Origin of the sequence: Nocardioides sp., from assembly GCF_031422975.1 — a bacterium.
Taxonomy (GTDB): Bacteria; Actinomycetota; Actinomycetes; order Propionibacteriales; family Nocardioidaceae; genus Nocardioides.
In genome coordinates, this window is sequence record NZ_JANPEO010000584.1 from 1 (window position 1) to 10,734 (window position 10,734).

Annotated in this window: 9 protein-coding genes and 1 pseudogene; 5 read left to right on the plus strand and 5 right to left on the minus strand. The window is 71.3% G+C overall.

Going from position 1 to position 10,734, the window contains the following annotated elements; genetic code table 11:
• Positions 1 to 706, plus strand: a pseudogene (locus RMO85_RS17405) (peptide chain release factor 3); the annotation flags it as partial.
• A 69-nt stretch (positions 707 to 775) separates the two neighbouring features.
• Positions 776 to 1,540, plus strand: a complete 765-nt coding sequence (locus tag RMO85_RS17410) for a lipoyl protein ligase domain-containing protein (RefSeq protein WP_310529982.1) — start codon at positions 776 to 778, stop codon at positions 1,538 to 1,540.
• A 3-nt stretch (positions 1,541 to 1,543) separates the two neighbouring features.
• On the opposite strand, the gene RMO85_RS17415 is transcribed toward RMO85_RS17410, so the two are convergent.
• Together RMO85_RS17415 and RMO85_RS17420 are read right to left on the minus strand one after the other, a co-directional pair.
• Entirely contained in the window at positions 1,544 to 2,176 is a 633-nt protein-coding gene (locus RMO85_RS17415; RefSeq protein WP_310529983.1) for a hypothetical protein, read from the minus strand.
• 62 nt (positions 2,177 to 2,238) lie between these two features.
• Positions 2,239 to 4,089: a fibronectin type III domain-containing protein gene (locus RMO85_RS17420; RefSeq protein ID WP_310529984.1), complete on the minus strand. Its 1,851-nt coding sequence runs from the start codon at positions 4,087 to 4,089 to the stop codon at positions 2,239 to 2,241.
• A gap of 179 nt (positions 4,090 to 4,268) precedes the next feature.
• On the opposite strand from RMO85_RS17420, the gene RMO85_RS17425 reads away from it, so the two are divergent.
• Together RMO85_RS17425 and katG are read left to right on the plus strand one after the other, a co-directional pair.
• Positions 4,269 to 4,703: a Fur family transcriptional regulator gene (locus tag RMO85_RS17425; RefSeq protein WP_310529989.1), complete on the plus strand. Its 435-nt coding sequence runs from the start codon at positions 4,269 to 4,271 to the stop codon at positions 4,701 to 4,703.
• An 11-nt stretch (positions 4,704 to 4,714) separates the two neighbouring features.
• Complete coding sequence (gene katG, locus RMO85_RS17430) at positions 4,715 to 6,973, plus strand: catalase/peroxidase HPI (RefSeq protein ID WP_397204234.1); 2,259 nt, start codon at positions 4,715 to 4,717, stop codon at positions 6,971 to 6,973.
• Between the two features lie 303 nt (positions 6,974 to 7,276).
• Here katG and RMO85_RS17435 read toward each other — a convergent pair whose 3' ends face one another.
• From RMO85_RS17435 to RMO85_RS17445, 3 genes are all read right to left on the minus strand, one after another.
• Positions 7,277 to 8,083: a hypothetical protein gene (locus RMO85_RS17435; protein WP_310529985.1), complete on the minus strand. Its 807-nt coding sequence runs from the start codon at positions 8,081 to 8,083 to the stop codon at positions 7,277 to 7,279.
• 89 nt (positions 8,084 to 8,172) lie between these two features.
• Positions 8,173 to 8,802 carry a methyltransferase domain-containing protein gene (locus RMO85_RS17440; RefSeq protein WP_310529986.1) on the minus strand — a complete coding sequence of 210 codons (630 nt, stop codon included), beginning with the start codon at positions 8,800 to 8,802 and terminating at the stop codon, positions 8,173 to 8,175.
• A 91-nt stretch (positions 8,803 to 8,893) separates the two neighbouring features.
• Positions 8,894 to 9,580 carry an SDR family NAD(P)-dependent oxidoreductase gene (locus RMO85_RS17445; protein ID WP_310529987.1) on the minus strand — a complete coding sequence of 229 codons (687 nt, stop codon included), beginning with the start codon at positions 9,578 to 9,580 and terminating at the stop codon, positions 8,894 to 8,896.
• Positions 9,581 to 9,622: 42 nt separating this feature from the next.
• On the opposite strand from RMO85_RS17445, the gene RMO85_RS17450 reads away from it, so the two are divergent.
• Positions 9,623 to 10,734, plus strand: a 1,112-nt coding sequence (locus tag RMO85_RS17450; protein ID WP_310529988.1) for an aldo/keto reductase family protein, incomplete at its 3' end; no start/stop codon positions are given.

Sequence of the window (10,734 nt, forward strand, 5' to 3'; positions counted from 1 at the left end):
CGACTTCAGTGCCTTCGTGTTCAAGGTGCAGTCCGGGATGAACGCCGCGCACCGTGACCGGATGGCCTACGCCCGCATCGTGTCCGGGACCTTCGACCGCGGCATGGTCGTCACGCACGCCGCGACCGGTCGGCCCTTCGCGACGAAGTACGCCCAGGCCGTCTTCGGTCGGGAGGTCACCTCGATCGAGCACGCCTACCCCGGTGACATCGTCGGCTTCGTCAACGCCCAGGCGCTGCGCGTGGGTGACACGGTGTACGCCGGCGAGCCGATCGAGTTCCCGCCCGTTCCGACCTTCGCGCCGGAGCACTTCATGACCGCGTCAGCGACCGACATCGGCCGCTACAAGCAGTTCCGCCGCGGCATCGAGCAACTCGACCAGGAGGGCGTGGTCCAGGTGCTGCGCTCGGACCTCCGCGGGGACCAGAGCCCGGTGCTCGCCGCCGTCGGGCCGATGCAGTTCGAGGTCGTGCAGGAGCGCATGTCCAACGAGTTCAACTCGCCCATCCGGCTCTCGCCGCTCGACTACAAGGTGGCTCGCCGCACCGACGCCGAGGGCGCGCTCGCCCTCCGTGGCGGTCGCGGGGTCGAGGTGCTTCAACGCTCCGACGGCACGCTGCTCGCGATCTTCACCGACCAGTGGCGGGCTATGGCCACGGCCCGCGACAACCCGGACGTGATGCTCGAGGCGCTGGCCGCCGGCTGAGGCACACAGCGGACCGAGGTGCCAGCAGGGAGTCGTTGGCCGGTAGGCGGGGACTGCAAGGATCCGACCATGCGCGCATACGTCGGCTCCTCTCCAGGAGGAGAGGCGACCAACCTCGCGCTCGGCCACGTGCTCGCACGACAGGCCGACCGCGATGACTCGTTCGAGGCGCTGCACGTCTACCAACCGCCGGGTCGCGCGGCCGTCTTCGGTCGGCGCGAGACCCGGTCGCCGGGATTCCCGGCCGCGGTCCGAGCAGCCAGGGACGCCGGCTTCGAGCCGCTGATCAGGGCGACCGGCGGCCGCGCCGTCGCCTACACGGAGCAGTCGGTGGTGGTGCACCACGTGCGCCACGACAAGGAACCCATCGGCGGGCACGACGCGCGCTTCGTCGAGTTCGGCCAGATGCTGGTCGACACCCTGCGGTCCCTCGGGGTGGCGGCCCAGCTCGGGGCGGTGCCGGGTGAGTACTGCCCCGGAGCCCACAGCGTCAACGCCCGGGGAGTTACCAAGCTCGTCGGTACGGCGCAACGCATCCTGCGCCAGGCGTGGCTCTTCTCGTCGCTCGTCGTGGTGGGGGATGAGACAGAGCTCCGGTCGGTGCTGACCGAGATCTACGGCCATCTCGGACAGCCGTTCGACCGCACGTCGGTGGGTTCGCTGTCCGCCGAGAACCCTGCGCTCGACGCGGGCGGCGTCGAGCGGGCGCTCCTGACGGCGCTCGCCGGAACCTCGCAGGCCCTGCCCGTCAGCGCACTCGGCGACCTGCTCGTCGAGGCGACCCACCTGGCCGACGACCACCGGGCCCGCGTCCATCCAGCCCCGGACGACTGAAGCTCAGGACGAGTCGGTCACCCGCTCGGCGAGGCGCGCGGCGGCGCGCGCCACGAGAGCGGCGGCTCCGGGATCGGCGGCAGCCTGCTCGGGCACGAGCCCGCCGAGCAGCGCTGCGGGCTGGGTCAGCCAGATCCACGCTCTCCACGGATCCATGCCGGCGGCCAGCAGGGGCTCCAGCACCGGCGCGAGATCCGGTCTCGGGTCACCGTCGGAGGTGATCTGGAAGGCGGGCACGAGCACCCGTCCCTCGTCGGAGACGACCAGCAGCCGGTGCAGGGACCCGGTCTTGTGGATCATGAAGCGGGCCGCGTCGATCGACGTCCCCCGCAGCGCGGCCAGTGTCTCGTAGGTGAACCACGCGCTGGCCAGCAACTCACCGCGCAGCCGCGCCTGCCGGGCGACCTGGACGAGAGAGACGGGTACGGCGAACGCCGGGTCGTCGCCCTCGGCGTGCAGGAGCGCATCGAGGGCCTCGAGCTGGTCCCCGGTCAGCCGTTCGCCGGTGGCCGGGTCGCTCCATACGGCACGACCGTGCTCATCGCGCTCGAACGTCGGCAGTCCGGCTGCGGCCAGGTGCGGGTCGAGGCCCAGGCCCTCGAGCCAGGCGGCGATGCGTTCACCCGTCGACGTCATGGGAGAAGCGTGCCGCACGGCTCAGGCGCGCCGGAAGGTGAGGTCGGGTGAGACCGCCGGGGTCATCGCTCGATGCGGATCCTGGCCCGGGCACTGTAGGGGGAGGTGCCGACGCCGTTGGTGGCCGCGACACGGAACGTGTAGCGGCCGGGCTCGAGGCGCTTGAAGACGGCCCTGCGCGCAGAGCCGGGTCTCGTCCGGTCCCTCCCACGGCTGATGTCGACGAGGTAGCCCGTGATCGGGCTGCCGTTGGCGCCCGCGCCCTTCCATCTGACGATCACCTCCGTGCCCCGGGCGAGAAGCGTGGGTGCCCTCATCCGAGCCGGTGCTCCGGCCGATTCCGCCGGCACCGAGGACGTGGTCGTGGTGGGTGTCGTGGTGGGAGGAGAGGTGGGAGGAAGGGTGGGAGGAAGGGTGGGAGGAAGGGTGGGTGTCGTGGTGGGCGTCGGCGCAGGCGGGTTGCTCACGACGGTGTCGGTGCTGCTGGCGTCGTTGCCCGGCACGGCGTCGAAGGCCGCGGTGGCGGCACGTGCGGTGACGTGGACTGTTCCGGGCGCGGAGGGCGCTCTGAGGTGCAGCGTCACCTGACGTGCGACGTCTCGGGCAGTCGTCCCCGCGGAACAGGTGAGCGTGCCCGAGCCGAGGGTGCAGGGCATCTGCGCCTCCACCGACTGGAAGCTCCCTGCCGACCACTCGAGCCTCAGGGTGGACCCGGGGGCCGCGTCGGGGCCGCTGTTGCCGAGTTGCGTGGTGTAGGCCAGATCCTCGAGGGGCGCACCGGTGGCCGGTCCGTCCAGCTGGGTGGACACGTCGGCCGACGTCACTGCTCTGCAGGAGGTGGTCCCGACCACGCAGGGCTGCCAGTCGACGGACGCCACGACCTCGGGGACGGGCGCGCACCCGAGGTCGGTGCAGACGCCACGCTCGCCCGGCTCGATCACCGTCGTGGGCATGCCACCACTTGCGGGCAGCGTCACGACGGCCGGGTCGCCGCCTGCACCCACGTTCACGGTCGCGGCCAGCCTCGAACCGTCGGGCGACCAGGCCACGCTCGTCCAGGACCTGCGGTCCTGGGTGAGGGGGACGACGGCCCCGGTGGCAACCGTGACGACGTAGATGTTCGCGAAGAACTCCGGGCCCGGGCCGCCGAAGCCGCCGACACAGTCGAGCGACGGGTCGGGCGGCACCAGGCTGCACGGCTGGGCGATGAACGCGATCTTCGTACCGTCCGGGGACCAGTCCAGCTCGTTAACGAAGCCATTGATGTCAACGACCTTCACCCGGTGGCCACCGGCGTCGATGAGCGAGATTCCTCCGCTCAGGTCGTCCGGATCCGACGAGGACGTGTTGTGTGACGAGCCGAAGGCGATCCGGTCGTCCTGAGGCGACCACCTAGCGATCCACTTGAACGTCGGGATGTTCGTCAGCTGGACCCGCCCGGTGCCGTTCGCAGCAATGCTCACGACCTGTTCGACCGCACCGCTCAGCGCGACGAACACGACCTTTGCTCCGTCGCGTGACCACGACGCCTTGATCGCCTCGCTCGAGATGGGTGTGCGCCCACTGCCGTCGCTGTCGAGGATCACCGTCGTCCCGGAGCCGCCGAACCCCGGCTGCTCCCACGCCAGGAGCCGGTTGCCGTCGGGTGACCACTCGGGCCGGAAGATGCCGTTGCCGCCGACGTTGGTCAGCCGGTGGCGTCCGGAGCCGTCCGGGTTGACCACGTAGATCTGGTGGTCGGGGGAGAACCCACCCGAACCACCGACGAAGGAGATCATGCCATCGAGGCCCGGCCAGGCCGCGTGAGCGGGCGGCGTGGCCGCAGGCGCGACGCCGACGAGGCCAATTAGGAGGGCACAGGCGGCGACCGCGAGACCTCTGGCCCGCTTCTGCATCGCGCCTCCAGACTCCATGGGCGTGACGGGCCCGGCGCGGCCGCGGACGCTGCCTCGAACGCTAGCGCCTGGCCAGGCCCGGCGTCATCCCCAAATCGGGTGGAGCCGATCGGGCCGGCACGGTGACAACCGGCGAATCCGGCCCCACCATTTACTTGATTAATTCAAGAAAAGCCGGGAGGGTGAACTCCGTGCCGATGCCTGCCGCCGAAGACCTCCTGCGAGCTACCGGCCTGCGAGTCACCCAGCCACGACTGGCGGTCCTGCGCGCCGTCGCGACCAGCCCGCACGCCGACACTGCGACGGTGCTCGGCGCCGTACGCACCGAGCTCGAGTCGGTGTCGCACCAGGCCGTCTACGACGTCCTCGACGCGCTGACCCGGACGGGGCTCGTGCGCCGCATCCAGCCGGCCGGCTCGGTCGCGCGCTACGAGCTGCGGGTCGGCGACAACCACCACCACGTGGTGTGCCGGGCCTGTGGCGCGGTGGCCGACATCGACTGCGTCGTCGGCAGCGCGCCCTGCCTCGACGCCTCCGACACACACGGCTTCGTCATCGACGAGGCGGAAGTCACCTATTGGGGCATCTGCCCCGCCTGCACCACCGCACCCTCCACTGCCAGCACCGATTGAAAGGGAACCCCATGCCTGACGACCTGCCCAACGACTCCGCCGAGTCGCTCGACACCGCGGACAAGACCCAGGCCAACGCCGAGGTCGGCGAGATGAACCAGGACGCACCGGCCGGCCAGTGCCCGGTGCTGCACGACGGATTGGCGCACCCCACGCAGGGAGACGCCAACAGTGCGTGGTGGCCCGAGCGGCTCAACCTCAAGATCCTTGCCAAGAACCAGCCGGTGCTGAACCCGCTCGGCGCGGACTTCGACTACGCCGCCGCGTTCGAGACGCTCGACCTGGGCGCCGTGAAGGCCGACATCACGTCGGTGCTGACGCAGAGCCAGGACTGGTGGCCCGCCGACTTCGGTCACTACGGCCCGCTGATGATCCGGATGGCCTGGCACAGCGCCGGCACCTACCGCGTCCAGGACGGCCGCGGTGGTGGCGGCACCGGCCAGCAGCGCTTCGCGCCGCTCAACTCCTGGCCCGACAACGGCAACCTCGACAAGGCCCGCCGCCTGCTGTGGCCGGTGAAGAAGAAGTACGGCAACGCGCTCTCGTGGGCCGACCTGATGATCCTCACCGGCAACGTCGCGCTGGAGTCGATGGGGTTCAAGACGTTCGGCTTCGCCGGCGGTCGCGTCGACGCCTGGGAGCCGGACGACGACGTCTACTGGGGCCCCGAGACCGAGTGGCTCGGTGGCGACAAGGGCGGACAGCAGCGCTACCAGGGCGACCGCGAGCTCGACAACCCGCTCGCGGCGGTCCAGATGGGCCTGATCTACGTCAACCCCGAGGGCCCGGAGGGCAACCCCGACCCGATCGCCGCGGCCCACGACATCCGCGACACGTTCAGCCGGATGGCGATGAACGACGAGGAGACCGTCGCCCTGATCGCCGGCGGCCACACCTTCGGCAAGACCCACGGTGCCGCCGACCCCGAGGCCAATGTCGGCCCGGAGCCCGAGGCAGCCCCCATCGAGACCGGCGGTCTCGGCTGGCTCAGCAAGTACAACTCCGGCGTCGGCAAGGACGCCATCACCTCGGGCCTCGAGGTGACCTGGTCCGACCGTCCGACCGAGTGGAGCAACCGCTTCTTCGAGATCCTGTTCGGCCACGAGTGGGAGCTCTCCAAGAGCCCCGCCGGTGCCTCCCAGTGGGTCGCCAAGGACGCCGAGGCGATCATCCCCGCCCCGGACGAGGGCGGCGCGAAGCGCAAGCCGACCATGCTGACGACCGACCTGTCGCTGCGGATGGACCCTGCCTACGAGGAGATCTCGCGCCGCTTCCTCGAGAACCCGGACCAGTTCGCCGACGCGTTCGCGCGGGCGTGGTTCAAGCTGACCCACCGCGACATGGGTCCGGTCAGCCGCTACGTCGGTCCGGAGGTCCCGACCGAGGAGCTGCTCTGGCAGGACCCGATCCCGGCGCCGTCGCACACCGCGTCCGCCGAGACGATCGCGTCGGTCAAGCAGCAGATCGCCGACGCCGGCCTGACGGTGAGCCAGCTCGTCTCGACCGCCTGGGCGGCCGCGTCGTCGTTCCGCGGCTCCGACAAGCGTGGCGGCGCCAACGGCGGTCGGATCCGCCTCGAGCCCCAGCGCAGCTGGGAGGTCAACGACCCGAAGCAGCTCGCGGGTGCCGTCGGCGTGCTCGAGGGCATTGCCGCCGGCGCGGACATCACCTTCGCCGACACCGTGGTGCTGGCGGGCAACGTCGGCGTCGAGCAGGCGGCGGCCGCGGCGGGCGTCACCGTCGAGGTGCCGTTCACCCCGGGTCGCGGCGACGCGACCCAGGAGCAGACCGACGTCGAGTCGTTCGCCTGGCTCGAGCCCAAGGCCGACGGCTTCCGCAACTACGTGCGCTCCGACGCCAAGCTGCCGGCGGAGTACCTCCTCGTCGACAAGGCCAACCTCCTCAACCTCAGCGCTCCCGAGCTGACGGTCCTGGTCGGCGGCCTGCGCGTGCTGGGTGCCAACACGGCCGCGTCCACCGACGGCGTGCTGACCGAGCGTCCCGGGCAGCTGACGAACGACTTCTTCGTCAACCTGCTCGACCTCGGCACGGTCTGGAGCCCGGCCGGCTCCAACGACCGGTTCGAGAGCAGCACGGGCGGCCGGGCCTGGACCGGCACACGTGCCGACCTGGTCTTCGCGTCCAACTCCGAGCTGCGCGCGGTCGCCGAGGTCTACGCCAGCGACGACGCGCAGGAGACGTTCGTGCGCGACTTCGTCGCCGCGTGGGTGAAGGTGATGGAGCTCGACCGGTTCGACCTGCAGGGCTGATCTCCGAACGCCGATCGGGTCGCGGGTGTCACAAACCGCGACCCGATCGGCGTCTGCTGGCCTCTGTCCGCGAATCCGAGCCTCGTGGCACGACCCGCTCACCGCCCGAGACGACTCCGGCCCACGGCGGTTGCTGGACCACTTGATCGCCCTCTGTCATGACCGCGGGACTGGCCGCGGAGGTGCTGGGCGTGCTGCAGGTCCCGTATGACGACGCCCCGACTCCGCGCTACCGAACAGTCGGGCTGGCTCATGACGAGATCTCCCGCCGTACTGTTCGGTAGCGCCACGCAGACGTCAGCCTCAGACGTGCCCGCTGAGCTGCGCCAGCCTGGTGGCCAGCGCATCGACCATCGCGCTCGCCTGCTTGGCCGAGATGGCGGACGTGCGGTCGCCACCCTGGCTGCTCACCGGCAGCACGTCCACCGAGAGCTTGGCGCCCCCGGCCAGCGCCCGCAGCTCGTCGAGCTTGTCACCGAACGGCGAGCCGCTCCCCGGCGAGTAGTAGTCGACGACGGCGTCCAGCTCATCGGCGTACAGGTCGGTCTTGGTCACCGCGATCACGAGCCAGACCGGACGGTCGCGGCGGACGGCCATCGACGCGATCCGGTGCGAGGTGATCGCCCAGTCCTCGAGCTCGACGGCGAGCTGTTCCTCGCGGGTGGCGCTCGCCGTGCCGGTGGTGCCGGCCGTCCGCCGCGGGGTGGCGTGGCCGTTGGCGACGACGTGGATCACGCCGTCGACCGGCTCGTCGTGGAAGACCTCGTCGAGCGCGCCCAGCCGGGTGGCGGCGTTGTCTCCCGGGACCACCAGGAAGCGGAAGCCGTGCAGTCGAGCCGAGCGGCGGGTGCGGCGTTCCATCACCGCCGAGCCGACCTCGGTCACACGGTTGCCGGAGGCACGCCGAGAGAGCCGGTCGGCCAGGTGAGACTTTCCGACGCCGGTCATCCCGGTCACGGCGACGATCGGATAGCGGCGGCGGAACAACCGGCCCACCCGTTCGGGGGCAGCGGACAGTCCGGTGAGCAGTCCGCCGGCGATCGTCGCGCCGAGGGCAGTGCGACCCGAGCTGGGCAGGATCGTCCGGATGCGGGTGGTGGTGCGGGACAAGGGGCCTCCTCGGCCGGTGGTCAGCGTGACGCGAGCCTACGTTCCACCGCGACACGCGGGACGTGGGGAGCCGTGCGCGCACTGGCGCCTCAGGCGCGTCGGACTCGCAGCACGCAGTCGGCGTGGTGGTGGGCGCCGGGTCCCTCGGGCGCCGTACGACCCCGCTCCTCGGCCACCTCGATCCTCCAGCCGTCACGCCCGGCGAGGGTGTCGATCAGGTCCTGGTGCCGGACGTAGTCGTCGGGGTCGAAGCCGTGCTCGCGAGCCCGCTCGCGATCCACCGAGGCGTGGTGCACGACGAGCAGCATGCCGCCCGGTGCCACGAAGCCGAGCAGGGCCTCGATGATCGCCCCGTCGCCCCGGAGCAGGGCGGGATAGAAGGCGATCACCAGGTCGTACGCCGACGCGTCCGGCAGGTCCGCCAGCGCGACCGTCCGCCAGTCCACCTCGGCCCCGGCCACCTCCGCGGCCCGCGCCGCGCGGCCGAGCGCCCGCGCCGACACGTCGATGCCGGTGACGCGCCAGCCCCGCTCGGCCAGCCAGATCGCGTCGGCACCCTCGCCGCAGCCCACGTCCAGCGCCGTACCGGCCGACAGGTCGCTGGCTTCGACGACGAGCTGCTCGTTGGGATGCCCGCTCCACATCTGGTCCTCGCCGTAGCGCTCGTCCCAGTCGTTCGCGTCGCGGTGGTAGCCGTGCTCCGGCGTGTGCCCGCTCATCCGACCTCCCGGGCCAAGTGTGGCACCGACCGGCGCCGCGCGGGCAATGTGATCCGACGTCCGCGCGTCGGTGCAGCGTCACCCGAAGGCGTCACCCGAAGGCGTCGGCGCCGAGGTCGAGCTCCCCGGCCTCGATCGCCTCCACGATCCGGCGCGCGACGGCCTCGGGAGCCAGACCCTGCGGCAGTCGGGGCGCCTGCCCGGTCAGCGGACGGGTGGCCAGCCCGGTCTCGGTGTGTGGAGGACGGACGTCATGCACGGCCACGCGCGAGCGGCGGAGCTCCGTGCGCAGCGCCGTCGCCACGGCGCTGAGGGCGGCCTTGCTGGCGGAGTAGGCCGTCATCCCCGGCAGCGCCCGCTCGGCGACCACGGCACTGATCTGCAGGACGAAACCCTGCGACTCCTCCAGCAGCGGAAGGAGCCGGCGCACGAGGAACAGCGGCCCCACCACGTTGGTCAAGAACAGCTCCTCGATGACCTCGTCGGGGGTGTCGAGGAGAGGTCCGAAGGCGACGACCCCGGCGGCGTTGAGGAGCCCGTCGAGCCCGCCGTACGCCGCGCGCGCGGCATCGGCGATCGTGTCACCCGCGGTGGCGTCGCCCACCTCGGCCACGACGACGGGTGCGTCGATGCCGAGCGCCGCCAGCCGTCCGCGGTCCCGGCCGACCAGCAGCAGCCGGGCGCCCCGGCCCGCGAGCTCGCGTGCCACCAGCGACCCGAGCGCGCCACTCGCACCGACCACCGCGATCCGGGCACCGGACAGCTCACGTCTGCTCATGGTGGCGAGGGTAGCCGCGGGCCCGCGACGTACCTTTGGGCCATGGACTTTCGATACCTCGGCAACAGCGGACTCAAGATCTCCGAGATCACCTACGGCAACTGGCTGACCCACGGCTCGCAGGTGGAGAACGAGATCGCCGCCCAGTGCGTGCGCGCGGCTCTCGACGAAGGCATCTCGACCTTCGACACCGCCGACGCCTACGCCAACACCGCGGCGGAGACCGTGCTCGGCGAGGCGCTGAAGGGCGAACGACGCGAGTCGCTGGAGATCTTCACGAAGGTCTACTGGCCCACCGGCCCCAAGGGCAAGAACGACACCGGCCTCTCGCGCAAACACATCCTGGAGTCCATCAACGGGTCGCTGCAGCGGCTCCAGACCGACTACGTCGACCTCTACCAGGCCCACCGCTTCGACACCGAGACCCCCCTCGAGGAGACGATGCAGGCCTTCGCCGACGTCGTACGCCAGGGCAAGGCGCTCTACATCGGCGTCTCGGAGTGGACCGCCGAGCAGATCCGTGCCGGCGTTGAGCTCGCGCGTGAGCTCAACGTGCAGCTGATCTCCAACCAGCCGCAGTACTCCATGCTCTGGCGCGTCATCGAGGACGAGGTCGTCCCCACGTGTGTCGAGCTCGGGGTCTCGCAGATCGTGTGGAGCCCCATCGCGCAGGGTGTGCTGACGGGCAAGTACGTCCCCGGCCAGCCGCTTCCCGAGGGCTCGCGCGCCACCGACGACAAGGGCGGCGCCGACATGATCGGCCGCTTCATGCGCGACGACGTGCTGACCCGGGTCCAGGCGCTCAAGCCGATCGCCGACGAGGCCGGCCTGACGATGGCTCAGCTCGCGGTGGCATGGGTGCTGCAGAACGAGAACGTCGCGTCCGCCCTGGTCGGTGCGTCGCGGCCCGAGCAGGTCACCGACAACGTCAAGGCCGCCGGTGTGAAGCTCGACGCCGACGCCCTCGCCGCGATCGACGCGGCCCTGGGGGACATCGTCGAGCGCGACGCGCGCAAGACGGCCGAGAGCGCCCGGCTGTGGGGGGTCGCCTCCCCCCTGGGGGGCAACGTGCTGGGGGCTACTGAGCGCGTCGCCCCCTATCTCGGCCCGCGGCCGCGGCCCGGGAGACCCCAGAGCGCTCAGGCGACGAGGTC